Annotated in this window: 23 protein-coding genes and 1 pseudogene; 10 read left to right on the top strand and 14 right to left on the bottom strand. The window is 70.8% G+C overall.

Going from position 1 to position 26,736, the window contains the following annotated elements; translation table 11 throughout:
* Nucleotides 1-93 precede the first annotated feature (93 nt).
* From CCR97_RS19050 to CCR97_RS19075, 6 genes are all read right to left on the bottom strand, one after another.
* Nucleotides 94-1,785 (bottom strand): methyl-accepting chemotaxis protein, encoded by a 1,692-nt coding sequence (locus CCR97_RS19050; RefSeq protein ID WP_111358025.1) that lies wholly within the window; start codon nt 1,783-1,785, stop codon nt 94-96.
* 441 nt (nt 1,786-2,226) lie between these two features.
* Nucleotides 2,227-3,615 carry a methyl-accepting chemotaxis protein gene (locus CCR97_RS19055; protein ID WP_207199518.1) on the bottom strand — a complete coding sequence of 463 codons (1,389 nt, stop codon included), beginning with the start codon at nt 3,613-3,615 and terminating at the stop codon, nt 2,227-2,229.
* 173 nt (nt 3,616-3,788) lie between these two features.
* Nucleotides 3,789-4,811 carry a DNA polymerase III subunit delta gene (gene holA / locus CCR97_RS19060; protein WP_111358023.1) on the bottom strand — a complete coding sequence of 341 codons (1,023 nt, stop codon included), beginning with the start codon at nt 4,809-4,811 and terminating at the stop codon, nt 3,789-3,791.
* Between the two features lie 13 nt (nt 4,812-4,824).
* Nucleotides 4,825-5,361 carry an LPS assembly lipoprotein LptE gene (gene lptE, locus CCR97_RS19065; protein WP_111358022.1) on the bottom strand — a complete coding sequence of 179 codons (537 nt, stop codon included), beginning with the start codon at nt 5,359-5,361 and terminating at the stop codon, nt 4,825-4,827.
* A 58-nt stretch (nt 5,362-5,419) separates the two neighbouring features.
* Nucleotides 5,420-8,047, bottom strand: coding sequence for a leucine--tRNA ligase (leuS, locus tag CCR97_RS19070; RefSeq protein WP_111358021.1), 2,628 nt, complete (start codon nt 8,045-8,047; stop codon nt 5,420-5,422).
* A 157-nt stretch (nt 8,048-8,204) separates the two neighbouring features.
* Nucleotides 8,205-9,881 (bottom strand): sensor domain-containing diguanylate cyclase, encoded by a 1,677-nt coding sequence (locus CCR97_RS19075; protein WP_111358020.1) that lies wholly within the window; start codon nt 9,879-9,881, stop codon nt 8,205-8,207.
* An 89-nt stretch (nt 9,882-9,970) separates the two neighbouring features.
* Between CCR97_RS19075 and CCR97_RS19080 the strand changes: the two genes are divergently transcribed.
* On the top strand, nt 9,971-10,702 hold the full coding sequence (locus CCR97_RS19080) for a YggS family pyridoxal phosphate-dependent enzyme (protein ID WP_111358019.1): 732 nt from the start codon (nt 9,971-9,973) through the stop codon (nt 10,700-10,702).
* Between the two features lie 30 nt (nt 10,703-10,732).
* Here CCR97_RS19080 and CCR97_RS19085 read toward each other — a convergent pair whose 3' ends face one another.
* Nucleotides 10,733-10,909 (bottom strand): hypothetical protein, encoded by a 177-nt coding sequence (locus CCR97_RS19085; protein WP_170145904.1) that lies wholly within the window; start codon nt 10,907-10,909, stop codon nt 10,733-10,735.
* Nucleotides 10,910-10,963: 54 nt separating this feature from the next.
* On the bottom strand, nt 10,964-11,461 hold the full coding sequence (locus CCR97_RS19090; protein ID WP_201159764.1) for a hypothetical protein: 498 nt from the start codon (nt 11,459-11,461) through the stop codon (nt 10,964-10,966).
* Nucleotides 11,462-11,776: 315 nt separating this feature from the next.
* On the opposite strand from CCR97_RS19090, the gene CCR97_RS19095 reads away from it, so the two are divergent.
* The 5 genes from CCR97_RS19095 (at nt 11,777) to CCR97_RS19115 (ending at nt 15,653) form a co-directional block, all read left to right on the top strand.
* The gene (locus tag CCR97_RS19095) at nt 11,777-12,193 is read left to right on the top strand and encodes a c-type cytochrome domain-containing protein (protein ID WP_111357789.1); all 417 of its coding nucleotides are present in this window, start codon (nt 11,777-11,779) and stop codon (nt 12,191-12,193) included.
* Between the two features lie 280 nt (nt 12,194-12,473).
* Nucleotides 12,474-13,892: a lipopolysaccharide biosynthesis protein gene (locus CCR97_RS19100; protein ID WP_245428899.1), complete on the top strand. Its 1,419-nt coding sequence runs from the start codon at nt 12,474-12,476 to the stop codon at nt 13,890-13,892.
* A 5-nt stretch (nt 13,893-13,897) separates the two neighbouring features.
* A complete protein-coding gene (locus CCR97_RS19105; RefSeq protein ID WP_111357790.1) occupies nt 13,898-15,022 on the top strand; it encodes a GNAT family N-acetyltransferase in 1,125 nt (374 codons plus the stop codon).
* Nucleotides 15,023-15,072: 50 nt separating this feature from the next.
* Nucleotides 15,073-15,351 carry a type II toxin-antitoxin system RelE/ParE family toxin gene (locus CCR97_RS19110; RefSeq protein WP_111357791.1) on the top strand — a complete coding sequence of 93 codons (279 nt, stop codon included), beginning with the start codon at nt 15,073-15,075 and terminating at the stop codon, nt 15,349-15,351.
* Between the two features lie 17 nt (nt 15,352-15,368).
* Nucleotides 15,369-15,653, top strand: a complete 285-nt coding sequence (locus tag CCR97_RS19115) for a HigA family addiction module antitoxin (RefSeq protein WP_111357798.1) — start codon at nt 15,369-15,371, stop codon at nt 15,651-15,653.
* A gap of 279 nt (nt 15,654-15,932) precedes the next feature.
* Here the strand turns inward: CCR97_RS19115 and CCR97_RS19120 are convergent, their stop codons facing one another.
* The 3 genes from CCR97_RS19120 to CCR97_RS19130 form a co-directional block, all read right to left on the bottom strand.
* On the bottom strand, nt 15,933-16,589 hold the full coding sequence (locus CCR97_RS19120) for a CAP domain-containing protein (protein ID WP_170145878.1): 657 nt from the start codon (nt 16,587-16,589) through the stop codon (nt 15,933-15,935).
* Nucleotides 16,586-19,096: a DUF3772 domain-containing protein gene (locus tag CCR97_RS19125; protein WP_170145879.1), complete on the bottom strand. Its 2,511-nt coding sequence runs from the start codon at nt 19,094-19,096 to the stop codon at nt 16,586-16,588. The genes CCR97_RS19120 and CCR97_RS19125 overlap by 4 nt, the downstream gene beginning before the upstream one ends.
* 77 nt (nt 19,097-19,173) lie before the next feature.
* A complete protein-coding gene (locus tag CCR97_RS19130; protein ID WP_338049109.1) occupies nt 19,174-19,566 on the bottom strand; it encodes a hypothetical protein in 393 nt (130 codons plus the stop codon).
* A 257-nt stretch (nt 19,567-19,823) separates the two neighbouring features.
* On the opposite strand from CCR97_RS19130, the gene CCR97_RS19135 reads away from it, so the two are divergent.
* Nucleotides 19,824-20,816, top strand: coding sequence for a Bug family tripartite tricarboxylate transporter substrate binding protein (locus tag CCR97_RS19135; protein ID WP_111357793.1), 993 nt, complete (start codon nt 19,824-19,826; stop codon nt 20,814-20,816).
* 297 nt (nt 20,817-21,113) lie between these two features.
* Here CCR97_RS19135 and CCR97_RS19140 read toward each other — a convergent pair whose 3' ends face one another.
* Both CCR97_RS19140 and CCR97_RS19145 read right to left on the bottom strand, forming a co-directional pair.
* Nucleotides 21,114-21,689 carry a sigma-70 family RNA polymerase sigma factor gene (locus CCR97_RS19140; RefSeq protein WP_111357794.1) on the bottom strand — a complete coding sequence of 192 codons (576 nt, stop codon included), beginning with the start codon at nt 21,687-21,689 and terminating at the stop codon, nt 21,114-21,116.
* Nucleotides 21,686-21,919 (bottom strand): NepR family anti-sigma factor, encoded by a 234-nt coding sequence (locus CCR97_RS19145; RefSeq protein ID WP_111357795.1) that lies wholly within the window; start codon nt 21,917-21,919, stop codon nt 21,686-21,688. Before CCR97_RS19145 ends, CCR97_RS19140 begins: the two co-directional genes overlap by 4 nt.
* A gap of 217 nt (nt 21,920-22,136) precedes the next feature.
* Between CCR97_RS19145 and CCR97_RS19150 the strand changes: the two genes are divergently transcribed.
* The 3 genes from CCR97_RS19150 (at nt 22,137) to CCR97_RS19160 (ending at nt 26,440) form a co-directional block, all read left to right on the top strand.
* A complete protein-coding gene (locus tag CCR97_RS19150) occupies nt 22,137-22,940 on the top strand; it encodes a response regulator (protein WP_111357796.1) in 804 nt (267 codons plus the stop codon).
* An 828-nt stretch (nt 22,941-23,768) separates the two neighbouring features.
* On the top strand, nt 23,769-25,631 hold the full coding sequence (locus CCR97_RS19155) for an HWE histidine kinase domain-containing protein (RefSeq protein ID WP_170146071.1): 1,863 nt from the start codon (nt 23,769-23,771) through the stop codon (nt 25,629-25,631).
* Between the two features lie 212 nt (nt 25,632-25,843).
* Entirely contained in the window at nt 25,844-26,440 is a 597-nt protein-coding gene (locus CCR97_RS19160; protein WP_111360120.1) for a hypothetical protein, read from the top strand.
* Between the two features lie 192 nt (nt 26,441-26,632).
* Here CCR97_RS19160 and CCR97_RS19165 read toward each other — a convergent pair.
* Nucleotides 26,633-26,736, bottom strand: a pseudogene (locus CCR97_RS19165) (IS110 family transposase); the annotation flags it as partial.

Here is a 26,736-nt window from a genome sequence, read left to right on the forward strand (position 1 = left end):
CCGACATCCGCGCTGGACGCGCGAATGTCGACCTCTCCCCGCACGCGGGGAGAGGTGAACAGCTCGGCGTCTGCGTTTCCGATCTGATGCCGCTCACGCCGCGCGGACGGCACCCAGGAACTTGCCGACTTCGGTCTTCAGCTTGGTGCTGTCGCCGGAGAGGAGCTGCGCGGCGGAGAGCACCTGGCTCGCCGCCGAGCCGGTCTCCTGCGCGCCGACTCTCACGTCCCCGATGTTGGCCGACACCTCGCGGGTGCCGTGCGCCGCCATCTGGACGTTGCGCGAGATCTCCTGGGTCGCCGCGCCCTGCTCCTCGACGGCCGCCGCGATGGTCGACGAGATCTCCGACAGCCGGCCGATCGTTCCGGCGATCTCGCGGATCGCCGCGACCGAGCCCTGCGTCGCGCCCTGGATTTCGCCGATCTGCTGGCTGATCACGCCGGTCGCCTTGGCGGTCTCCTGGGCGAGCTGCTTCACTTCGGCGGCCACCACGGCGAAGCCCTTGCCGGCGTCGCCGGCGCGGGCCGCCTCGATCGTGGCGTTGAGGGCGAGCAGGTTGGTCTGACCCGCGATGGTGTTGATCAGCTCGACGACGTCGCCGATGCGGTTCGCCGCCTCGGCCAGATCCTCGACCTGCTTGTTGGTGGCGTGCGCCTGCTCGACCGCGCCGCGGGCGACGCGCGCCGACTCCTGCACCTGACGGCTGATCTCCTGCACCGAGGACGACATCTCCTCGGTGGCCGAGGCGACCGACTGGACGTTGGACGACGCGTCCTCGGCGGCGCTCGCGACGGTCGCGCTCAGCGACTGCGAGCGCTGGGCCGTGCCGGTCAGCGCGTTGGCGGAGGCCTCGAGCTCGGTCGAGGCGGACGTGACCGTCTCGACGATCTCGCCGATCATCGCCTCGAAGGTCCGCGTGATCTGATCGACGCGCCGGCCGCGCTCGAGCTTCGCCTCGGCGTCGGCCGCGGCCGCGGCGTCGGCCGCCTTCTTGTCGATCAGAGCCTGCTTGAAGATCTGCAGAGTCTTGGCGATGCGCCCGATCTCGGTCGTCTCGACGAGGTGCGGCACCTCCGCGCCGAGATCGCCGCGCGCCAGCGCCTGCATGGGCGTGATCACCGAGGCGATGCCGCGCGACACGTCGACGACCAGATAGATCGCGAGCCCGATGCCGACGATCGCCGAGCCGCCGAGAATGATCATCATCAGATCGAAGGCGCTGTCGTAGGTGGCGGAGGCCGCCTTGGTGGCCGCGTCGGCGCCGGCGTTGTTGAGCGCGATGTTCTTGTTGAGGAGATCGTCCGCGGCCTTGCCGATCGGATAGACTTTCGTCTCGTTGAACTCCGACACCGCGGTCGGCAGCTTGCCGGCATTGGCGCGCGACATCTCGACGACCTTCTTGACGCCTTCGTCGTAGAGCGCGGCCTGCTTCTTCCACTCCTCGAAGGTCCGGCGCTCCTCCGGCGAGGAGATCAGCTTCTCGTAGGTCGCGGCGTACTTGGCGTTGCGGTCGTAGTTCAGCGCCAGCGTCTTCTCGACCGCGGCCTTGGCCTCGGGCGTCTCGGCGAGCATGTGGAGCCGTACGACGCTGCGGATGATGGTGACTCCGGCGCGCAGATCGGCAAGCGCCCGCACGCTCGGCAGCCAGTTCTCGGAAATCTCGACCGCGTTGGCGTTGATGGCCCGCATGCTGCTGATCGCGAGCAGCCCCATGCCGGTCATACCGACCAGCAGAAGCGACACGACGATGGTGATCTTGGTCCGGATGGAGAGCTTCGCGAGCATGGCACGGTACCGATGAACGAGCGTTTCGGGTCGCGAAAAAGCGGCGGCTCGGGGACGCGACGTTCCCCGACCGGCGCGCCTTCGTCGCCTGTCGATTTGAGAGAGCGGCCGCACCCTGAGGTTCGCGAGCCGACTATCGTTGTTATAACAAGGCGAGTCCTACGGACGTGTTAATAGTAGAGCCGTGTGGCCATGGAGGTGATCCAAGGCATGATCGGACTTGTCGGATGAACTCTACCTGATCGTACTAGTAATGACGCCGCGGGCTCGAACGAGCACCACGCGTCGTCGCCTCCAGTCCAGGGTGAGGCGCGCTCTGCCGGAGCGGATCTCGAACCATGAGGTTGGAGCCGCACGACATCAGGACCGCGAGCGGCCTGAACCCGGCCGTGGATCGCCGATCGTGCGCGAGAGATCGGAGGCGGAGGCGAGGACGTGAGATCACGTCCCGCGATCGGCCGTGTAGCCCATCCTGAAGCCGCCCCAGTGCCGGCCCCGCACCGTGATGGGCGCCGAGCAGTCCTTCATCAGCACGAAGTTGCCGCCGCCCATGTCGCGCCGGTAGGTCTGCAGGAGGAACGGCTTGGTGCTGCGCCCGGCGGCGAGCCCGGTGCGATCGGCGAACATGCGGCGGTTGCGGCAGTTCGCCGTGTTCCACGCCGGATCGCCGGGCCGCTGCGGCTGCGAGAACTTCTTGTTGTGGGTCGGCAGATAGCCGTTGCGATCGACGGCGGCGCAGAACGCGATCTGGGCGCTCTTCGTCAGCAGCGGCTCCTGCAGCGGCGGCAGCAGGCGGTCGCACAGCGTCGTGAATCGCGTCGTCACCTGCTGCGGGTCGGTGCCGGGCATCGGCACGTAGGTCTCGTCGAACAGCTCCGTCATCGTGATCTGGTTCTGCTCGAGCGCCCGCTCGAACACGGCTGCGACCTCGCGGGCCGCCGCGGTGACGAGGGCGACGAAGCCTGTGTCGTCGGTCTCGACCCCGGCCTGTGCGGTGAGCAGCGCCAGCTCCTCGCTGCGCTTCAAGAGCCCGTGGACGCGCTGATCGGCGGTGCGCAGATCCGCGGAGGAGCGCGCGACATTGTCGCTCATCGCCTCGAACGCCGTCTGCAGCGCGTCGCAACGGCCCTGGATGTCGTGATTGGCCTCGACGATCGAGCGCATGTCGCCGCGCATCCGCGTCATCGCCGGGCCGACATGGTCGATCACCTGGCGGATCGCCGCCGTGCCGGCCTGCACGGTCGCGGCGCGGCCGACCGTCTCGGCCGATTCGGCCATCAGGTCGCGCGTCTGGGTGTCGAGCATCGTGAGCGTCGCGGCGATCTCGGCGGTCGCTTCGGACGTCTGCTTGGCCAGCGCCTTGACCTCCTGGGCGACGACCGCGAATCCCTTGCCGGCCTCGCCGGCGCGTGCCGCCTCGATGGTCGCATTCAGGGCCAGCAGATTGGTCTGTCGGGCGATCGCGTCGATGCCGCCGGCCGCCTTGGCGACCCGCTCGAGCGCCGCACGCAGGCCGTCGAGCTTGCTCTCGAAGCCGGCCGTCGCGGAGGCGAGGGCGCTGATCTCGGCGAGCGAGGTGGCGACCGAATGGGCCGACGCGTCCATCTCGGAGCAGGCCGCCTCGATCGTCTGGTCCGCCGCGGTCGCGGCCGATCCGATCCGCCGGTTCGAGCTGGTCAGCTCGGTCGCGGCGGCCGAGAGCGTCTTGCACTCGGCGGTCAGGCCCTGCGCCTTGGCGTCCACGTCGGCGATGTTGCCGGCGACGTCGGCGAGCTCGACCGACAGGACGCCCACGGTCCGGGCGATCGTGCGCACCACCCCGTCGTCCACGGCCGGCATCCCCATTCGATTCCCCCGATCCTCTTTCGGCGATGTCGGGTTCGGATAGTGCGGGAATCTGCCTTCCAACCGGTTAACCCTGGGGTGGGTTAGTGTCGTCGACACGACCGAGGGTGGCGAGCGTCCGTGTCAGGCCGGACCGTGTGGCGCCGCGCCGTTCGGATCTATCGCTTCTGCCTGGCTCGCAGCGCGGTCTGCAGCAGCGCCCGATGGCAGAGCGCGTCGGCGAGATCGGCCTGGCGACGCACCGCCGTCGCCGTCTCGGCAAGATCCGTCATCACCTGGGCGAGCCGCGGCGTCGTCCAGGCGGCGAGCGCCGCCCGCACGGCCGGCTCGCGCCGGAAGAACAACCCGCGAAAGCCCTCGCGCAAAGCGTCCTGGGCCGGCCGGCCGGTATCGATCGCGACGCGGGCCCGGTGGAGCTGGGCGGCATGGCGCAGCGCCGTGGTGACGAGACGGTCCGGATGCGTGCCGGCGGCGCGGGCGCGGGCGAACTCGGCGTCGAACGCCGCCGGCTTGCCGGCGAAGACCGCGTTGATGACGTCGTCGAGGGCCAGCGCCGCCCCGTCGGCGATCACGGCGAGCACGTCGTCGACCTCGATGCGGCCGCGGCCGTGGCCGTAGAGAGCGAGCTTCTTCAACTCGCCGCGCGAGGCCTGGCGGTCGCCGCCGATCAGCGAGACCAGCAGCATCTTGGCGTCGTCCGCGATGGTCAGGCCGGCCGCCTTCATCTCCTGGTCGATCAGCCGGGCCAGATCGGCGTCGCCGTCGACATAGCAGGGGAGCGCCACGGCGGTGCGGGCCTTCTCGCAGACCAGGCGGATCGCCGCGTCCTTGCGCAGGTCGCCGGCCTCGACGATGACCCGGCAGTCGCGCGGCGGGTCGGAAGCGAGCGCCTCCACGGTCGGCGCGAGATTGCTCCGCCCGGCCTTGATCCAGACGGCCCGGCGTCCGCCGAACAGCGGCACCGTGTGGGCCTCCTCGGCGATCCGTCCGGGCTCGATGGCATCGCCGTCGAGCCGCACCAGCGCGAAGGGATCATTCGGGTCGTCGACCGACGCCTTGATCAGCGCCTCGACCCGCTCGCGCACCAGCCCGGCGTCGGGCCCGTAGACGAGCGCGATCGGCCGCCCGGCATCCGGCCGGCCGACATAGGCGTCGATCTCGGAGCCCTTGAGGGCTGTCATGACGAAGTCTGCGTCACGTCCCGGCGACGAAATACGACGCGATGCGGGACCGGATGGTCTCGGCGATCACGCCGGCGGCGCGGTTCTCGGCGTCGCGCAAAGCGCGCTGGCGGGCGAAGCGCTGCTGCTGGCCCGGAATGTCGTAGGACACCCGGCTGAGCGCGACGTCGGTGACGACCGGCTTGCCGGTGTTCAGGTCGACCAGGGTATAGCTGGCCGTGATGCCGAAATTCTCGACGTCCGGCCGGGCCGTCTGGACATCGACGATGACCGAGACGCGGGTGGTCGTGATCCGGATGTCGAGCCGGTGGGTGGGCGGCGCCGGGTTGCCGCCGGACAGCATGAAGACGAGCTGGTTGCGCAGGTCGACGGCGATGCGGGCCTGCGGCGTGCCGTTCGGCGCCGGGATCTGGGCGATGTCGATCTGGGCCAGCGAGCCGGCGAGCGACGGCCCGCCGTCGAGCGTCCGGGTCCCGTAGAGCGGCTGGAAGCAGCCGGCGAGCGGCACGGCGAGCGCCAGCACGGCGGCGCTGCGCATTGCGAGCCGCATCACGCGCCGCCGGTCCGGCGCCGCGTCTGCGTGCGCCGTGCGGAAAAGTCCCGTCCGATCAAGCCACCACATTCACGATCCTGTGCGGGACGACGATGACTTTTTTGGGAGCCGCGCCCCCGAGTGCCTTTTGTACCGCGTCCAGGGCCAGAACGGCAGCCTCCACGTCCGCTTTTCCGGCCGTGCGTGGCACCGTTACATCACCTCGCTTCTTGCCGTTGATCTGGACCGGCAGCGTGACGGTGTCCTCGACCAGCAGATCGGGCTCGACCTCGGGCCACGCCGCCTCGCAGACGAGGCCCGTGTGGCCGAGCGCCGCCCAGCATTCCTCGGCGAGGTGCGGCATCATCGGGTGGAAGAGCTGGACCAGGATCGCGGCCGCCTCGCGCACCGCCCAGCGGTAATCGGCGGGCGGCTCCGCGCCGGCGCCTGCGAGCGACGTCTGGAACGCGTTGGCGAGCTCGTAGATGTGGGCCACGCAGCGGTTGAAGCGCAGCTTCTCGATATCCTCCGACACCCGCGACAGCGCCAGATGCGCCGCCTTGCGCAGCGCCACGGCGGCCTCGCCGAACATCGCCGGGCGCGGCAGGTCGCCCTGCGCCGCGACCGCCTCGGCGTCGCCGATCAGCCGCCACAGGCGCTGGACGAAGCGGGCGGCGCCCTGCGCGCCCTCCTCGGTCCAGATGACGTCGCGCTCGGGCGGCGAGTCCGACAGCATGAACCAGCGCGCCGTGTCGGCCCCGTAGGATCCGATGATCTCGTCCGGGTCGACCGTGTTGCGCTTCGACTTCGACATTTTTTCAATGGGCCCGATCTCCACGGGGATGTCGGTCCCGATGAGAGTTGCGGTCCGGGCGTCGCCCATGCCCACGATCGTCACCTCGGCCGGGGCGGCAAAGGTGCCATCCGGTTTCCGGTAGGTCTCGTGGACCACCATCCCTTGCGTGAACAGGCCGGCGAACGGCTCGTCGAGCCCGGCATGGCCCGTCGCCTTCATGGCGCGGGTGAAGAAGCGCGAGTAGAGGAGGTGCAGAATCGCGTGCTCGATGCCGCCGATATACTGGTCGACCGGCAGCCAGGAATCGACCGCCGCGCGGTCGGTCGGCGCGTCGGTGATCCACGGGTCGGTGAAGCGCGCGAAGTACCACGACGAGTCGACGAACGTGTCCATCGTGTCGGTCTCGCGCACCGCCTTGCCGCCGCACTGCGGGCAGGCGACGTGCTTCCAGGTCGGATGGCGGTCGAGCGGGTTGCCGGGCCGGTCGAAGGCGATGTCGTCCGGCAGCGTCACCGGGAGATCCGCGATCGGCACCGGCACGGTGCCGCAGCTCGGGCAGTGGATCACCGGGATCGGACAGCCCCAGTAGCGCTGGCGCGAGATGCCCCAGTCGCGCAGCCGGTACATCACCTCGCGGCGGCCGACCGGCGCGTTGCCGCGGATCTCCTTCTCGAGCCGGCTCGCCACCTCGGCCTGCGCCTGCGCGAACGTCATGCCGTCGAGGAAGCGCGAGTTGATCATCCGGCCGTCGCCCACATAGGCCGTGTCGGTGACCGTGAAGGTCGCCGGGTCCTGGCCCTCGGGGCAGACGACGGGCGTGTTGCCGAGCCCGTATTTGTTGACGAAGTCGAGGTCGCGCTGGTCATGCGCCGGGCAGCCGAAGATGGCGCCGGTGCCGTACTCCATCAGCACGAAGTTGGCGACATAGACGGGGAGCTTCCACGACGGATCGAACGGGTGGATGGCCCTTATGCCGGTGTCGAAGCCGAGCTTTTCCGCCTTGTCGATCGCCTCCTGGGCGGTGCCGATGCGCTTCGCCTCGGCGATGAACGCTGCCAGCGCCGGGTTCTTCTCGGCGGCCGCGCGGGCGAGCGGATGGTCGGGCGACAGGCCCATGAACTTGGCGCCGAACAGCGTGTCGTGCCGGGTCGTGAAGATCTCGAGCTCGGTCTCGCCGGACGGCGTCGTCGCCGGATCGAGCGCGAAGCGCACGTGCAGGCCCTCGGACCGGCCGATCCAGTTCTTCTGCATCAGCCGGACCTTTTCCGGCCAGCGGTCGAGGCCGTCGAGGGCGGTCAGCAGCTCCTCGGAAAACTTGGTGATCTTGAAGAACCACTGGGTCAGCTCGCGCTGCTCGACCAGCGCGCCCGAGCGCCAGCCGCGGCCGTCGATCACCTGCTCGTTGGCGAGCACAGTCATGTCGACCGGGTCCCAGTTCACCTTCGACTGCTTGCGCTCGACCAGACCCGCCTTCAGCAGGTCGAGGAACATGCGTTGCTGGTGCTTGTAGTAGGTCGGGTCGCAGGTCGCGATCTCGCGGTCCCAGTCGAGCGACAGGCCCATCGACTTGAGCTGCGCCTTCATGGTCGCGATGTTGGCGTAGGTCCATTCGCGCGGGTGGACCTTGTTGGCCATGGCGGCGTTCTCGGCCGGCATGCCGAAGGCGTCCCAGCCCATCGGGTGGAGCACCTTGAAGCCCTTGGCGCGCTTGTAGCGGGCCACCACGTCGCCCATCGTGTAGTTGCGGACATGGCCCATGTGGATGCGCCCCGACGGGTAGGGGAACATCTCGAGCACGTAGTATTTCGGCCGCGGGTCGTCGTTCCGGGTCGCGAAGATGTCGCGCTCGTCCCACACGGTCTGCCAGCGCGGCTCGGCGACGCGGGCATTATAGCGTTCTGCAGTCATGAGATTCGGCTCGCTCTCGCGAAAATGTCCGGCCCGTTGGACATCATTGCGGCGCCCGGGTCAACGCTGGCGGGCCGCCGCAGGCGCGCGCCGGGGGTTCCGCAGACGCGGGCCGGGGCCGGACGGGCGGCGCGGGATGGACGGGCCGCCGGCCCGCTCACCCCGCCACGGCGAGCGGGGGGTCGTCGTGGCGGGCGTCGCCTTCGATCACGGTGGTGTTGCGGCCGCGGCGCTTGGCGGCGTAGAGGGCCGTGTCGGCCGCCTCGATCAGGCCCTGCGGGCGGGTATCCGGGCCCGGCACATGCGCGGCGACTCCGATGCTGACCGTGATGTGGCCGGCCGGCGCCTCCTCGTTGCGGATGCGCAGGCCCAGCACGGCGAGGCGCAGCCGTTCGGCGAGGTCGACGGCGCGGTCGAGCCCGCTGTCCGGCAGCAGCAGCACGAACTCCTCGCCGCCCCAGCGGGCGACGAAGTCGGTGTCGGCGTCGGCGACCCCGGCCAGCACCCGGCCGATCTGGCGCAAACAGGCGTCGCCCTGGACGTGGCCGTAGCCGTCGTTGAACAGCTTGAAATGGTCGACGTCGATCATCAGCAGCGCGACCGGCCGGCCGGCGTCGCCGGCCCGGGTCCATTCCGTGGCGAGCCGCGCGTCGAAGCTGCGGCGGTTGGCGAGGCCGGAGAGCGGGTCGATCGAGGCGAGCTCCTCGAGATGCGCATTGGCGGCGCGCAGCTCGCGCTCGCGCGCGGCGAGCCGGCCCGCCATGTCGGACAGCGCGGTCGCGAGTGGGACGAATTCCGGCGCCCAGGCGCCCGGGTCGGCGCGGACCTTGAGGTCGCCCTGGCCGATCCGGGTCGCGGTGCGGGCGAGCGAGCGGATCGGCTCGACGATCAGGTGCTCGCCGATCAGCCAGGCGGCGATCACGGTGAGCAGCCCGAAGAAAGCGAGGTGCAGATAGGCGAGACTGGACTCGCGCTCGATCTTGCCCAGCACCTCGCGCTCGGAGTAGCCGACCACGATGCGAACGTCGGTGCCGGGCAGGCTGGTGTAGCCGAAGATGCGCCGCACCCCGTCGAAGCCTTCGAGCGTCGCGGTGCCGTCCGGCGCCGACTGCACGGTCTGGACCAGCGGATGGTCGCCGAAGCGGCGGCCGACGAGCCGCTCGCGGCTCTGGATCCCGGCCAGCACCGTCCCCTTGCCGTCGACCAGGTAGGCGGCCATGCCGGTCCGGCTCTCGACCCCCTGGCCGAGCCGTGCGAGCCAGTGCAGGTCGACCGGCGCCAGCAGCACCTCGACCTCGTCGCTCCCGGGCCGCACGATCGGGAACGCCATCAGCACGGTCGACTTCTCGTAGGAGCGTTCGAGCAGGTAGTCGCTGAGGACATAATGGCGGGTGCGCTGCACGTCGCGGACATAGTCGCGGTCGGAGAGGTCGAGGCCGATCACCTGGCGGCGCGTCGAGCAGGTGATCCGCCCGTCGGCGCCCACCACCGAGAGGCTGGAGATCCAGGGCGCGTCGCCGGCGAAGCCCCACAGGAAGGCGGCGCAGTCGGCCGGGCGCGCGGCGCTGGCCACATAGGCGCGCGATACCACCTGCATCAGGGCGCGGGCGGCCTCGATGGTCTCGGCCTGGGCGTCGCGGGCCCGTCGGGCGACCGCCACCACCTCGACATAGGCCGACTGGATGCGCTCGGCGCGGCTCGACTCGGTGAGGTGGACGCGGTCGACGATCAGCGGGGTGACGGCCAGCAGGGCGAGCAGCATGAGCCGCGCCCGGATGCTGAGGCGCCACGCCTTGCGGCGACGCGTGACGGATGGCCGTTTCAGAAGGCTCATGCGACTCGTCCCCGTTCCCCGCAAAAAATGCTAACCGGGCGGAGTGAAACTCGCCTTCACCGGTTCGCTAAAATTCGAGTCGTCTGCTCATGATTCCGTCCGAACCCCGCTCCCCCGGCCCCTCGGAGGCCGAAGCGACCCCCACCGACCGGCTCGCCGCCGTGCAGGCCGGGATCGCCGCCGCCTGCCGGGAGGCCGGCCGCGACCCCGGCACCGTGACCCTGGTGGCGGTCAGCAAGACCTTCCCGGTCGAGGCGATCGAGCCGGTGATCGCCGCCGGCCAGCGGGTGTTCGGCGAGAACCGCGTCCAGGAGGCGAAGGCCAAGTGGCCGGCGCTGCGCGAGCGGCATCCCGGCGTCGCCCTCCACATGATCGGGCCGCTGCAGTCCAACAAGGCGCGCGAGGCGGTGGCGCTGTTCGACGCCGTCCACGCGCTCGACCGGCCGAGCCTCGCGGCGGCGCTCGCCAAGGAGGTGCAGCGCGCCGGCCGCCAGCCGCTCTTGTTCGTCGAGGTCAACACCGGCGCCGAGCCGCAGAAGGCCGGGGTGCTGCCCGAGGAGGCCGACGCCTTCATCGCCGCCTGCCGCGACGTCTACGGGCTGACGGTCGGCGGGCTGATGTGCATTCCCCCGTTCGACGAGGCGCCGGCACCGCATTTCGCCCTCACGCAGAAGATCGCCCGCCGCAACGGGCTCGAGCTCTTGTCGATGGGGATGAGCGACGACTACGACGTGGCGATCCGGTTCGGCGCCACCCATGTGCGGATCGGGACGGCGATCTTCGGTCATCGCCCGAAGCTCGACGCCGGCGGACCGGGGTGACGAGCGACCCGAACCGGACGGCGTCGCGACTCACGACCTGCGGCGCGGCCGTTCGGGGGCGGGCTCGGCGGGCGCCGGGGATGCTCCGGGCCGCGGCGTGTCACGCTTCAGCCCCCTGAGCTCGCGCCACGCGAACCAGAACACCACCCCGAGCACGAGCACGAGCTCGATCAGCACCAGCGTGTTCGAATCACCCGTCCCGTCCATGCGTGCCGATCCCCTCCGGTCCGTGACCCGCCCGTGCCGTGTCGCGCCGCCGGGTCAGCCGGCGCCGCGGGCCGGCGGGCGGTCGCTCGCCGGCGGTCCCGGGTCGTTGGCGGGCGCTGCGACATAGGCCGGGAGGCGCGCCGCCCCCGCGGTGTCGTCCGCGCCCGCAGCGGCCGGCTCCGGCGCCGACGCCGCGGCCTCGGCGAGGGCGAGGTCGCTGGTCCGGTAGGTGATGCGGTGGCTGAGGAACATGCCGTAGCAGCCCAGCACCGCGACGATGCCGGCGAGATCGAAGTAGGAAAGCTCCTCCTCGCCGCCCAGCATGAAATAGAGCACCACCGATTTCACGGCCGCATAGGCGAGGAAGAACAACAGCACGGGACGCAGGATCTCGCCGAACGCGGCGACCGAGCGGATCCCCGGCCGGGCCGGCACGATGCCGCGCGCCGCGGCCGCGGCGCGGGCCGCCAGGACGCCGCGCTTGTGGAGCACCGCGGAGACCAGAAACGCCGCCGCGGCGGCGAAGAACACGGCACCGACCCAGTATCTCATGCTGCGCTCCCGCTCTCGATCCGGGGGTCGCCCGAGCGCACCACGCCAAGTCGCGGAACGCAAGTCACATGCGCGGGGCCGGATCGTCGCAGCGACCGGCCCGCGATGCGCCACGACAGGATCGATTCGCTCGCCGGGACGGCCGCGGGAGAATTCCCGGCTTCGCGCTCTCCCTGATTGTTTTTGTTTTTTCCAGTTCTAGCATCGACACCGCGGGGGTCGCCTCCGCTGTGTCCGGCACGACAGAACCCCCGCCCGTCCGGATCCTCGACCGACAGCGCTGGCGTTTCACAACGTTGGACAGAGGAGAGGAACATGACGAGATGGCTGCGGGTCTCGACCGCCGTCGTCGCCGTGCTGGCGGCCGCGTCGTTCTCCCACGACGCCGTCGCGCAGAGCGCGAAATCGAAGCAGAAGCAGCGTCCGCCGACGATCAGCTACAAGGAGGACGTCGTCCCGATCTTCAAGGGCCGCTGCGTCGAGTGCCATCAGCCGGGCGGCACCGGCTTCGACACCTCGGGCCTCGACCTGCGCACCTATGCGGGCGTGATGAAGGGCACCAAGTTCGGGCCCATGGTGGTGAAGGGCGATCCCGACGCCTCCAGCCTGATGGCGCTGCTGGACTGGCGGGTGAAGCCCGAGATCCGCATGCCGCATGGCATGAAGAAGCTGTCGACCTGCGATCGGGACACCATCCGCCGCTGGATCGCCGAGGGCGCGCTGGACAACTGACCGGAAACGATCGGCCGTTGCGGCCGACCATTCGCTTGGTGGATTGCGACCTGTCGATTGTCCGGGCGCCGGCGGCGCACGTCGTGTTCATTGCGGCGTTTCGGCCCGAGGAGGACGTGCGGACGGCCCGTGGCCGGCCGCGCCTCCTCCGATGGCCATGGAGGCCGAACGCCGTGTGTCGGCGCGGCGCGACCCGGAGGGCGTCGGCGCGGCGGCGAACCGAACGTTAACAGCCCTGGGCTAGGCTCCCCGCCTCACCAGCCCGGATGCGGAGGGACGCGTGGCCGCGAGCGACACCGACCACGGCGGCTCCAGTCCCGATCCGGAGCCCGGGCCGGTCGCCCGGCTGCGCCGGCGCGTCGTCGGGCCGATCGTCGCGCGGATCACGGCCTTTCGCAGCGACGACAGCGACCGCTCGGTGGCGCGCCGCAGCGCCGGGGCCGCCTTCCTGATCCGGGTGGCCAGCGCCGGCATCCTGTTCGTCAGCCAGATCCTGCTGGCCCGCTGGATGGGCCGCTTCGAGTTCGGCATCTATGTCGCGGTGTGGGCCTGGGCGAGCGTGCTCGGCCCGCTGGCGCCGCTCGGCCTCGCCTATGGGTCGCAGCGCTTCATTCCGGAATACCGGCATCGCGGCGACCTCGACGGCCTGCGCGGCTTCCTCACCGGCGCCCGCCTCCTGAGCCTCGCACAGGGCGCCGTCGCCGGCGCGCTGCTCGCCGCCGTGGTCCTGGCGCTCGGCCGTCACGTGCCGGTGCATTTCCTGGTGCCGTTCCTGATCGCCGCCGCGACCCTGCCGGCGTTCACCCTGAGCATGGTCCAGGACGGCATGGCGCGCAGCTTCGACTGGATCGATCTGGCGCTGATCCCGTTGTTCATCGTCCAGCCGCTGCTGATCCTCGCCGTGATGGGTGGACTGCACGCCACCGGCGGCGCCATCGACGCGGTCGCCGTGCTCGCCACCACGGGCGGCGCCATGTGGCTCGTCACGCTCGTCCAGGCCGTGCTGATGAGACGTCGTCTCGCCGGCACGGTGCCGGCCGGCCCGCGCCGCTACGACATGCGCTACTGGCTGAAGACATCGCTGCCGATCTTCGTCGTCGACGGCTTCTTCCTGCTCCTCTTCTACGTCGACATCCTGGTACTGCAGCTCTATGTCGGCCCGCAGGACGTGGCGATCTACTACGCGGCCAGCAAGACGCTGTCGCTCGTCCACTTCATCTCCTACGCGGTCGGCGCCGCCGTGGCGCATCGCTTCAGCGCCTATCACGTCGCCGGCGAGCGCGAGAAGCTGAAGAGCTTCGTCGGCGACGCGGTGCGCTGGACCTTTTGGCCGACCCTCGCCTTCGGCGTCGTGCTGGCGGCGCTCGGGCTGCCGATCCTCCGGCTGTTCGGTCCCGGCTTCGATGCCGGCTACCCGCTGATCCTGATCATCATGATCGGCCTCTTGGCCCGCGGTGCCGTCGGCCCGGCGGAGCGTCTCCTCAACATGACTGGCCACCAGTCGCTGTGCGCGGTCGTCTATGCCACGGCCCTCGCCGTCAACGTGATTCTCTGCGTCGTGCTGATCCCACGGTTCGGCATCTTCGGCGCCGGCTGGGCGACCGCGGCCGCCGTGGTGGTCGAGTCGATGATGTTGTTCGTGATGGTGAAGCGACGGCTCGGCCTGCACGTCTTCATCGTCCGGTTCCGGCGGAGCTGATCACGATGACGGGCGGCACGCCGTTGCGGACCGAATGGCGGACGCTGCCCGCGCTGCTCGATGACCGCGACGCCTGGGCCGCGCTCGCCGCGCGGGCGATCGTGCCGAACGTCTTTTACACGCCTGCCGTCGCGGCAGCGGCCATGGCGCTGCACGGGGATGGCGTCGGCGCGGTCGTCGTGCGCGACGGCGACGATCGTCTCGTCGGCCTGTTTCCGCTGCGCCGGTCGCGGACGCGCTGGGGCGTGCGCCCCGCGCTGGTCGGCTGGACGCATCCCTTCGCGCCGCTCGGCACGCCGCTGATCGATCCGGCCGATCCCGCCGGCGTCGCGACGGCGGCGCTGCGACATCTTCAAGAGACGCAATCCGGCACGCCGCTGCTGCTGCCGTACTGTCCGGCCGACGGCCCGGTCGCGGCGGCCATCGACGCCGCGGTGGCGCGGCTCGGCGCCGTGCAGACGAGGTTCGCCGCGCATGCGCGGGCCGAGCTGCGGCGGCCGGTTGGTCAGGGCGCCCCGCCTGCGGTTTCCGATGCGCGTGGAAAAGAGCACGGCCGCCAGCGCCGGCGGCTCGCCGAGCAGGGCGGCCTCGCCTTCGTGCTGGTGCGCGGCGCGGCGGCACGCGACGCGCTCGCCGATTTCTTCGCGCTCGAGGCGCAGGGCTGGAAAGGCCGTGCCGGCACGGCGGCGGCCTCACGTCCGGCCGAGCAGGCGCTGATGATCGACGCCGTGACGGGCCTCGCCGCGACGGTCGGCGGCGACGCCATGGTGGCGCGCCTGATGTTGAACGGACGGCCGGTCGCTGCGGGCGTCGTGCTGGTCAGCGGCCGCGAGGCGTGGTTCTGGAAGATCGCCTACGACGAGACGCTGAAGAAACACTCGCCGGGCGTTCTGCTCGCGCTCGATCTCTCCGCCGCGCTGCTCGCCGACCCTGCGATCGACGCGGTCGATTCCTGCGCGGTGGAAAACCATCCGATGATCGACCGGCTGTGGTCCGCCCGCCGGCCGCTCGCCGACCGCCTGATCGGCTTCTCGCCGGTTTCGTTCACCGTCGCGTCCCGCCTGGAGACGGCGCGTCGGCAGGCGATCAGGATCGCGAAGCAGATGCGCGACCGCCTGCGCCGGCGGTGACCCACCCGGGTCTTTTGACGCATGTCGCATGACACGCTACAATCGTGGCGATGATCGAGAGCTTCCGTCACAAGGGATTGAAGAAGCTGTTCGAGGACGACGACCGGAGCCGGCTTCCGCCGGAACTGGTCGAGCGCATCCGCGACATCCTGGCAGCTCTCGACGCGGCTACGACCATCGAGGGGCTGGATCGGCCGAGCCTGCGGCTGCATCCGCTGAAAGGAAAACTGAAAGGCTTCTGGGCCGTCACGGTCCGCGCCAACTGGCGCATCGTCTTTCGCTACCGGGACGGTACGGCCTACGACGTCGACTTCCTCGATTATCACTGACGGAGATGCGCGTGCCGATGAAGAACCCTCCCCATCCGGGTCGATCCATCAAGGACGACATCGAGGCTCTGGGGCTGAGCGTCGCCGCTGCGGCCGAGGGGCTCGGAGTGACGCGCCAGCAGCTCTACCGGGTGATCCGCGGGACGAGCGCCGTGACGCCCGAGATGGCGTTCCGGCTGGAGAAGGCGATCGGCGGCACGGCCGACACCTGGCTCGCCATGCAGATGGCCTACGATCTCGCCCAGGTGCGCAAGCGTGGCCGCGCCATCAAGGTCCGGCCGCTCCGCGCCGCGGCGGCCTGAGCGACGGCCGCCATATCCGGTCACCTTCCCAGAAACTGGCGGTTCCGCTGCGTTGCCTCGACAGAGGCCTCGTGTCCCGGGCGCGGCGCATCGCGCCGCGAACCGGGACCCAGGGGCGACGGTGCGAAGCGCCTGCCGTGCCGCCCGTCGTGCGGCCCCTGGGCCCCGGCTCTGCGGCGCATCGGGCCTCCGGCCCGACGCACCTTGTCCGGGGCACGAGGCAGTACACCGGGACAGCGCACCGAGATCGGCAGTTTCTCGGGGTGCGCAGCCGCCCCCTCACCGGATCGTCAGCTGCGGCATCGGCATGCCCCAGCGGTGCGGGCCGCCCGCGGCGGTCGGGGCGCCGGTGCCCGGCGGGCCGGCGTCGGCGCGCTTGTCGGGGGCGGCGAGGACCAGGGCCCAAAAGACCTTGTACTTGGTGCCGGGCGCGTAGACGGCGCCGATGCCCATGCGGGTCACCTCCTTGGACAGCATGTTGGCGCGGTGCGGCGGCGAATCGCGCCAGCCCGAGAAGGCCTCGGCGAGCGTGTGGTAGCCGGCCGAGATGTTCTCGACCGCGACGCCGGCGTCGAAGCCGGAGCGCGCGATGCGGGTCTTGAAGTCGCCGCCGACACTGTGATCGAGCTTGTTCCGCTGCGCCATCACCTGCGCCTGCTCCTCGGCCATCCGCATCAGGGCCGGGTCGAGCGTCACGGCGCCGAGCCCGTTGTTGCGGCGATAGCCCGAGATCATCGAGGCGGCGGCGGCGGGATCGAGCTGCCCGCCTTTGGCGAGGTTCTGATAGAAGCTCGGCTCGGCGGGCGGTTCGCGGTCGCCGGCGCAACCGGCGAGCGCCAGCACGCCGAGCCCGACGGCGAGAAGCGCGGTGCGCCGATGGAGCCGGGCCCGAAAGCGGGCGAGGGCAGGGGGGACGGGAGGGGCGAAGGTCGTCACGTCGGGGCCTCTTTGAGCGCCGCCTCGTGCGCGAGCAGAGGCGGACCCGGCACCCGCTCCTCGTGCGCCGGGTAGGGAATCTTGATGCCGACCTCGCGGAACTTCTGCAGCACCGCGACGTGCAGGTCGCTCTTCACGGTGAGGCCGTTCTCGACGTTCGACAGGATGCAGCGCAGCTCGAAGTCGAGGCCGATCTCGCCGAAGCCGAGCAGATAGACGCCGGGCGGCGGCGCCTTCATCACCAGCGGGTGGGCGCGGGCGCAACCGGCGAGGATCTCGCGCACCTGCGCGACGTCGGAGTCGTAGGCGACCCGCACCTTGAGCGTGACGCGGCCGAGCGTGTTGGCGTGCGTCCAGTTCTTCACCGAGGAGGTGATGAACTCGGCGTTCGGGATGATCACGCTGGCGCGGTCGAAGGTCTCGATCTCGGTCGACCGCACGCTGATCTTGCGGACGAAGCCCTCCTCGTTCTTGACCACCACCCAGTCGCCGACCCGGATCGGCCGCTCGGCCAGCAGGATCAGGCCGGAGACGAAGTTCTGCACGATCGACTGCAGGCCGAAGCCGATGCCGACCGACAGCGCGCCGGCGATCAGGGCGATCTTCTGCAGGTCGATGCCGATCGCGCCGAGCACGGCGGCGAGCACGCCGATCAGGCCGGCATAGCCGAACAGCGCCGCGATCGAGTGCTGCAGGCCGGGATCGAGCGCGGTGCGGGGCAGGAAGCTCGTCTGCAGCCAGCGCTGGGCGCCGCGCACCGCCAGCACGCCGATCAGCAGGATCGCGATGGCGCCCAGGATGGTCTGGATCGAGATGGTGACGCCGCCGACCTGCCAGCCGAAGGCCGCTTCGGCGATGCGGCTCAGCACGTCGTCGGCGAACACGCCCCACGGGCCGAGCACGGCCAGGATGACGACGACCAGCAGCGCGACCCGGATGATGCCGGAGAGCAGCGTCGAGATGAGATCGAGGCCGCGATGCGACAGGCCGAGCAGCGCCGCGACGGCGCGGCCGCGCTCGCTGGAGCTCGACAGCACCTGGCCGAACAGCGCGTCGACGAAGGCGTCGAGGATGACCAGCGCACCGGTGAGCGTCAGCACGATCACCAGCCGGCTCGCCACGAAAGCGGCGAGTGCGATGTAGCCCGTGGCCAGCGGAATCAGCATGCCGGCGACGAAGACGGCGAGCACGACCCGGATCCGGATGCCGCCCTGGGCGGAGCCGGGCGGCGCGTCGTCGTCGACGACGCTGCTGCGGGCGGTGCGCCACATGAAATGGAAAGCGATCGCCGCGGTGACGAGCGCCAGCAGGGCGCTGGTCGCGACCGTGAGGGCGATCGGCGCCGTCGTCGTCTTGTGCAGGAGATTGAGGAAGGCGGCGAGGCCGAGCATGCGGGCCGCCCAGGTGAGATGGCGGGTGGCACGCGCCGCCTCGGCGTCCGACCAGGCGAACAGGCGCCGCCCCGGCTCGCCGGGCGCGAACAGCGCCAGCGCGACGGCGCGGCCGGTGCTGGCCGCCAGCACGGCGAGCGCGAGGCCGACCCCGATCGCCTTGATCCAGGCCGGCATCAGGCCGAAATTCTCCAGCACCAGCACGGTGACCAGCACGGCGCCCGGCATCGCCACGGCATGCACGAGGAGCACCATCACGGCCTGGAAGGCGCGGCCGAATTGGGCCGTCATCCGCTCCTGGCTCAGGCGTTGGCGCAGCCAGCGGAACAGCAGGACGGCGGCGAGCGCGAAGCCGGCGAGCGTCAGCAGCGCGCCGATCACGTTGCCGCGGCCGGCCGCGTTGGCGGCGTACAGCCACCAGGCGCGGACGAGCTGGACGACGCGCCCGGTCTCGGACGGGATGCCGTCCGAGAGGTCCGACCAGAAGGTGCGGTTGAACAGGCCGGGACCGCGGGCGAGCAGCTCCTTGGTGAACAGGCCGCGGCGCAGATCCGTCACCTTGGTGGAGGCGTCGTCGGCGCGCTGGATCAGCAGGCGGGCCTGCTTGAGCCCGGCGTCGACCTCGCCCTGGCGCTTCTCCAGCTTCTCGCGCTCGGCGGCGAGCCCGGCGTCCTCCTTGGGCTCGTCGTCCTCGGGCGCGTCGCCGAGCTGCTTGAGCTGGGCCGTGACCTGGTTGAGCTCGTCCTCGAGCGCCTGCGCGGTCTCGCGCAGGTCGGAGCGCATCGGCGTCAGCCGCCGGCGCATCTCGGCGAGCGTGTCCTCGAAATGGCTCTCGGCGGCCAGCGCCTTCTCGATCTCGTCGAGCGCGGCCCGGTTCGACTCCAGGCTGGCGGCGGCCGGCGTGTCGGGCTTCGATTCGGGCTTGGCGGCCGGCGATTGCGCCGGCGTGGTCGCTGCCGTGCCGGCCGGCTTCTTGGCCGCGGCGGGTGGCGTGCGGGGCGGCTGCTGTTGCTGCGGCTGGGCCTGCTGCTGCGCCGGCGCCGTCTGGGCGGCCGCGTCGGGCGCGGCCGCGAGCGCGCCGATCAGCACGGCGGTCAGCATTATGACCGCCGCCATCGCCCGGCCGCCGCCGAAAACCCGGCGCCACGGCCGTTCCGTCGATCGCATTCCCCGCCCCCGTTCGTCCCGTTGGTTCAGCGACGCCGCGCCCGTGCCCCGATCCGCACCGGCACCGGCTCCGCCGTGTCCGTCACCGGCGCCACCGCCGCGCGCCCGGTGTCGTCGTCGTCGTCGCCGAGCCGCATGATCGCCGCGCCCATCACCCAGCTCCCCAGCGTGATGGCGAAGCCGAACAGCAGGAGCCCGACCGCCACCACGGGCGACTGGTCGCCGAGGATCAGCGAGCGCAGCCGGTGCGTGTCGAGCGCCAGCAGGCCGGCGACCGCGATCACGGCCACGGCGAGGCCGATGGCCAGATTGATCGCCAAGAGCCTGAACAGCGGCTGGCGCAGCAACGGCTGCCGCAGCAGCGCCTGAAGCCGCGTCTCGCGACGGGCGGAATGGTCGGTCCTGACGGGGTCGGCCATGGGGGTCCTCCACCGGTGGCCCGCGTCGGCGGGTTCCGCACCTTTATGGCTCAACCCGGAAAGGCGTGTCGAGCCGCCCGTCCCGGTGGACCGGATTCGCGGCGGAAGCATGGAGAGAGGCATCGACAGGGGCACGGCGAGGGCGATGGCGCCGACGGGCTAGTCGCCCGTCCTGTGCCGATGTTACGCTGCCGCCGGCTCCGAGCCCGCACGAGAGGTCGACCGACCCCGCCGGAGCGACCCAAGGAGACAGAGACATGACGTTCCGCTTCGCCGCGGCGTTGGCGTTCGCCGCCGCGCTCGCCCTCGCGGCCGCCCCGGCACCGGTGGCGGCCCAGACCGCCGCTCCGCCCCAGGACTACCCGACCCGCACCATCAAGCTCGTTGTGCCGTTCGCGGCCGGCAGCGCCACCGACACGCTTGCCCGCGTGCTCGGCCAGGAGATCGGAACCGCCCAGGGCTGGTCCGTGATGGTGGAGAACATCGCCGGGGCGAGCGGGATTCTCGCCGCCCAGAACGTCGCCCGCGCCCCGGCCGACGGCTACACGGTGCTGATCACCACCAACACGACCCACGCGGCCAACCAGAACCTGTTCAAGAAGCTGCCCTACGATCCGGTCGCCGACTTCGAGCCGGTGACCAAGCTCGGCACCGTGCCGCTGGCGCTCGCCCTGCACCCGTCGGTGCCGGCCGGCTCGGTCGCCGAGCTGGTCGCCTGGACCAAGGCCAATCCGGGCAAGCTTTCGTTCGGCAGCGGCTCGACCTCGGCCCGCATGGCCGGCGAGATGATGAAGTCACTCGGCGGCTTCGACATGCTGCACGTGCCCTACAAGTCGAACCCGCTCGCCATGACGGATCTGCTCGGCGGCCAGATCTCGCTGATGTTCGCCGACATCACCACGACGCTGCCGCAGATCCAGGCCGGCAAGGTGAAGGGCCTCGCGGTGTCGAGCGCGCAGCGCTCGCGCTTCGCCCCCGACCTGCCGACCATGGCCGAGGCCGGCATGGCGGGCTACGACCTCGTCGCCTGGTTCGGCGCCTTCGTGCCGGCCAAGACGCCGCCCGCCGTCGTCGCCGCGCTGAACCGGGCGCTTGGGGCGGCGCTCGCCGGCAAGGCGGCCCAGGAGGCGCTGTTCAAGGCCGGCATCGAGCCGGAGTCGGGCACGCCCGAGGCGCTCGCCGGTCTGGTCGCCAGCGAGACGGCGAAGTGGGCCGGCTTGGTCAAGGCGGCGGGCATCCAGCCGGAGTGAGCTTTTTCACGCGCGAAGAATCCGGCCGCGTGCCCGGCTGCCGAAAGCAGTGCCGTCACGAGCGCCGGATTCCGCGTGCCCCGGACAAGGTGTGTCAGGCCGGAGGCCTGACGCTCCGCAGCGCCGGGGCCCAGGAGCGGCACGGGATGCGCGTCGTCGGATCGCTCCTGGGTCCCGGTTCGCGGCGCAACGCGCCGCGCCCGGGACACGAGGCTGTGTCCGGGACTGCGCTTCAGAGCGTGTCGGGTGCGTTCGTAAGTCCGGGGACCGGCAGGCGCGGCGATTGCCCGCCGCCGGTCAGTTGCCGCCGGCCGTGAAGACGGCGCGCAGCTCGCGGTCGGGGCCGAGGTCCTCGATGCTCTCGATGGCGAGCAGCTCGGCGAGGCGGGTGCGGGCCCGGTTGACGCGGCTCTTGATGGTGCCGACCGCGCAGCCGCAGATCTCGGCCGCCTCCTCGTAGGAGAAGCCGGACGCGCCGACCAGCACCAGGGCTTCGCGCTGGTCCGGCGGCAGCTTGCCGAGGGCCTCGCGAAACTCCTCGAACTCGACCTTGCTGGACTGCTCGGGCTGGGTCTTCATCGAATCCGCGTAAGTGCCGTCCGAATCCGGCACCTCGCGGCGCCGCTTCCGGTACTCGGAGCGGAACAGGTTGCGCAGGATGGTGAACAGCCACGCCGACATGTTGGTGCCGGGCTCGAACGAGTCGAGATTGGCCCAGGCGCGCAGCAGCGTCTCCTGAACGAGATCGTCGGCGCGGTCGACATTGGCCGAAAGCGAGATCGCGAAGGCGCGCAGGCTCGGCACCGCCGCCAGCATCGCCTCGCGCACCGACGCGTCGTCACGCGACGTCACGGCCGTGGAGTCGCGGCTCATTCGCCGGAGTCCTTGTCGACCACCTTCGCGTGCGTGCCCTGCATGTCCAGGTTGCGCAGCAGCTCCGCGAAGCGGTCCGGCACGCCCTGATCGACGATGTCGTCGTACACGGCACGGAGCTGTTGACCGATCTTGGTCTGGATCTCGCGATTCAAGGTCGGGTCCAGCCTGGCGGAGGACGACCGCACCTGTACGTTTCCTTCCGGCCGCAATGACTTTCTCTCTTTCATCACTTCCTCACACCGGCATCTCCCGGACCTCGAGGTGAACTGACACCCGGGCCGACGCCGGACCCCGCGACTTTGAACCAACTCCGGAAACCTGCCATAGTTCCAGGCTACGGAACCTTTATATCGGCGAGGCGTTCATTCTGGCATCTCGTCGTGCCGGCCGTCCACACGGGGGAGGGCCGGACCCCCCTGATCCTCGATTTCGGGAGTTCGAACTTTGTCGTCGGCGCAATTGGTTGCTCATCATCTTCCGTATCTGCGCCGGTATGCGCGCGCGCTCACCGGCAGCCAGGCCTCGGGAGACGCCTATGTCGCCGCCACGTTGGAGGCCCTGATCCGGGAGCCGTCGATCCTCGGAGACACCGACGCGCCCAAGGTCGCGTTGTTCCGCTGCTTCACCGCGATTTGGAACTCGCTGCCGGTCAACGGCACCTCGGATCTCGCCGATCTCGGCAGCCCGGCCGAGCGCCGCCTCGGCCAGCTCACGCCGAAGGCGCGCCAGGCCTTCCTGCTCGTCTCGCTGGAGGGCTTCTCGGAGGAGGACGCCGCCGCGATCCTCGACACCGACCTCGCCAAGGTTCGTGGCCTGGTCGAGGAGGCCGGCCGCGAGCTCGCCGCCGAGATCGCCACCGACGTCCTCATCATCGAGGACGAGACCTTCATCGCCCTCGACCTCGAGGGGCTGGTCGAGAGCCTCGGCCACCACGTCGTCGGCATCGCCCGCACCCACAGCGAGGCCGTGCAGATCGCCCAGAAGAAGCGTCCCGGGCTGATCCTCGCCGACATCCAGCTCGCCGACGGCTCGTCCGGTCTCGACGCCGTCAACGAGCTCCTCGACACCTTCGAGGTGCCGGTGATCTTCATCACGGCCTATCCGGAGCGCTTCCTCACCGGCCAGCGGCCGGAGCCGGCCTTCCTGATCGCCAAGCCGTTCCAGCCCGCGACCGTCTCGGCCGTGGTCAGCCAGGCGCTGTTCTTCGAGCGCAACGCCACGCGCCGCGAGCGCCGCATCCCGGCGTGACCGCGCGGCACGGCGTCGAATTGGGGGCGGCCCGTCGGGCCGCCCTTTTTTGCGGCCGCATCGCTGCTCGACATGATGGCTCGCCGGAGACGGACAGTCGGCTGTCTGACGAACGTCGTCGCGGATCCCGAACAGGTGAGCGGAAGATACCGCCGCGATGCTTGCGCCTAGCCGGTCGGCCGTGCTCGGCTGCGCGCTGGTCCCGGTGTCGCTGGGCCGGTGCGGTGAGCGTCATCGGCGCTCGGTCGCATGAACCCGGCGGAGCGCCGTAATCACGAAGAGGGCCGCACCCGACGCGCTCCCGTTCATTAGACACAGACGTCCCGACATCCCCGCAATGAGCCTAGCCCCCACGTCCCTCTTTTTGCTCGGTTCGGCGCGGCATGCCGTTCGACCGGCCCGCGACACCCGACACCGGCTCGGCGGGGCGGCCCGCGCCGAACAGAGAAAAGGCGTGGTTGACGGAGTCAACCACGCCTTAAATGGCCGGCCGAGCACGGGGGGGGAGGGGGAATGGCGGCCGGTCACACGTACAACCGGCCGTCCGACGATTGGTTCCGGGGTCCCGCTAATTTTTTTCGAACTCTTTTTCGATCCCGCCCGGCGCGCCCGCCGCGAGGTCGCCGCACCGCCCTCTGTCGTGTCAGAAACCAACGGCGGCGCCTCGGCGTTCCGCTCCCGCAAGCCACGCCGGGTACGCACCTTCATCCCGCACGGGCCGTTCTCCCGGAGGGCCGGCGGCCACCCGGGGCTTGCCCGATATCAAGGACCGGCGGCGGCGCAGGGGCAGGATCGCATCGGCCCGAAGCGGCGCATGGAGTGCAGGACATGAGCGGGATCGTCGATCGGCTCGGCGCCGGGCCGGAGGGGCTGTCGACGGTCGCGGCCGACGGAAGCCCGGTGCTGAGCGCCCTGCAGCTCGCGTCCGAGGCGTTCATCGCGTTCAGCTTTCTCGGGATTCTGTTCGGACTCGTGTGGATCCTGCGGCGCCGCCCGGACCTCGCGCACGAGTATCGGGCGCTGATCTGGGCCGGCAGCCTGTTCCTGCTCGCCTCCGCCGTGGCGCACATCCTGGCGGCCGTCGCCGCCGTGACGCCGCTCGACTGGCCGGCCGGCGTCGCCGGGGCCGTGGTCGCTGTGCTGGCCTCGGCGACCGTCGTGCTGCTGCTGCCGCTGCTGCCGCAGATCGCCCGCGCGCCGTCCACGGCCCAGCTCGCCCAGGCCAACGACAGCCTGCGCCGCGAGGTCGCCGGCCACGAGGTGACGCTGCGCGAGCTGGAGACCGTGCAGCGCGAGCTGGAGACCCGGGTCGAGGACCGCACCCGCGAGCTGTCCACCGTGAAGGCGCGGCTGGAGACGGCGCTGCGCGGCGCCTATGTGCACGCGTTCTCGCAGGACAGCGGCCTGCGCTACACCTGGGTCTACGACCCGGCCGGTCGCGGCGCCGACGACATGATCGGCCGCAGCGACGAGGAGATTTTCCCGACGGGCGAGCGCGAGGCGCTGGTCGCCGTGAAGCGGCGGGTGCTCGACACCGGCACGGCCGAGACCTGCGAGCTCACCGCGGTGACGCCGCACGAGCGCGCCCTCTACGCTCTCCATCTGGAGCCGACGGTCGGGCGCGACGGTCGCATCGACGGCCTGACCGGGGCGGCGATCGACATCTCGCGGCTGCGCTCGCTGGAGAGCGAGCAGCGCCGCCTCGCCGACGAGCTGCGCACCGCGCTGCAGCGCTACGAGATCGCGCTGCGCGGCTCGCACATGACGCTGTTCACTCAGGACCGCGAGCTGCGCTTCACCTCGATCTCCAACCCCTTGTTCGGCCGCGACGTCTCCGAGATCGTCGGGCGCACCGACGAGGAGATCCTCCCGCCCGAGAGCCTCGCCCAGTTCGGCGCGCTGGCCCGCAACGCGCTGGCCACCGGCAAGGCCCAGGGCGGCGAGGTCAGCGTCAAGGCCGGCCAGGACACCCGCTGGTACGAGCTGCATGTCGAGCCGCTGCCCGACGCCGACGGCGCCATCACCGGGGTCGCCTGCGCGCTGTTCGACATCACCGAGCGCAAGACCGGCGAGAGCCATCTGCGCCTGCTGATGCGCGAGCTGACCCACCGGTCGAAGAACCTGCTCGCCGTCATCCAGGCGATGGCCCGCCAGACCGCCCGCCACTCGGCCGGCAATGTCGAGACCTTCCTGGAGGCCTTCGGGGCGCGCCTGCAGGCGCTCGCCACCTCGCACGACCTCCTCGTCCAGGAGGGCTGGTACGGCGCCTCGCTCGGCGACCTCACCCGCCGGCAGCTGTCGAAGTATCTCGACGGCGCCGCCGCCCGGGTCTCGGTTCAGGGGCCGGCCATCCACCTCAAGCCCGCTGCCGCCCAGAGCTACGGCCTCGCCCTGCACGAGCTCGCCAGCAATGCCGAGCGTTACGGGGCGCTCTCGGTGCCGGCCGGCCGGGTCGACGTCGCATGGCAGATCAAGCCGGCCACCGCCGACGCCGAGGAGGCGGTCGAGATCCTGTGGGCCGAGAGCGGCGGGCCGGACGTGACGGCGCCGGCGAGCCGCGGCTTCGGCACCCTGGTGGTCGAGAAGAATCTCGCCCGGGCGCTCGACGCCGAGGTGGAGCTCGCCTTCGACCCCGGCGGTGTGCGCTGCCGCATGGTGATCCCGGCGTCGCATCTGCTGGCGGCGCGCTGACGGCCTGCGGCATCGCCGGTTCGGATCAGCCCGGCGGCCGGCCGGCGCCGCAGGCGGCGCCGTTCGAGGCCGGCCCGACCTGATCACGAATCGTCGGCTTGAACCTCACGCGCCCGTGAAGGAACCAAGAGGTTAAGAAGCCGTTATCACGTCGGACCGTTCACGGGGGCGGTCTGTCGCACGGGGCGATCTCGGCATAATGGGGCAAACCCATGTGCAAGACCAAGATTCTCTCTGCTTTGGGTGTTTCCGCCATCGTCGCCTGGGCCGCTCTGGCCGTCGGCGGCGAGCCGGTGTTCGGTGGCAGCAGCGCCGAGGCGCAGGCCCGGACCGCCGCGCTGGCAGCCCCGATCGATCGCACACGGAAAAGTGATCGGCTGCCGACGGTCGCGACGACGCGCCAGGAGCCGAAGATCATCGCCACGGTCGAGGTGGTGGGCGTGCGCGATGCCGCCATCGTCTACCGCGATCGCGACGGGCGCGTCCTCTACAAGAGCGACCCGCTGACCAACGCCACCGTGGTGACCAAGGGCGTCGTGCTGCCGGAGGTGACGGTGCGCGAGACCCAGCAGAGCCCGGTGCGCCCGGTGGCGACTGACGCCATCCCGCCGCGCCCGGCGCCCGGCCCGGCCGCCTCCTCGCGCGATCCGGCGAAGCCCGCCGCCGCGCCGACCGGCCGCCCGCGCATCCCGGAAGGCTGTGATCCGGCCGCCAGCCCGATCGCCGCGCCGCAGCTCGCCCACATCCTCAGCAAGTGCCTGGTCGAGGCGCCGAGCCAGACCAACATCAAGCTCGCCGCGCTGATGTGAGAATCTTTCCGCGCGACGGCGCGCGGCAGAGAGACGACACCTGATCAGAACGGCCGGGCCCACGCCCGGCCGTTCTTGTTTGATGCGTGGGTGCGGGTGAGAATGTCAGGATGGCACTGAAGATCAGCTCGGTGCGGCCCCGCTCCCTCTCCCCAGCGGGGAGAGGGCTGGGGTGAGCGACTGTCTTGGCTGTCAAGCGTTTTGCCATGGTCGATTGTCCCTGAGCATGGCGTTGAGGATTGTCAGTAGCTTCCGAGCGACGGCGATCAAGGCGACCATCTTCGGCTTGCCGGCAC

This window comes from Rhodoplanes elegans (genome assembly GCF_016653355.1).
Lineage (GTDB): Bacteria > Pseudomonadota > Alphaproteobacteria > Rhizobiales > Xanthobacteraceae > Rhodoplanes > Rhodoplanes elegans.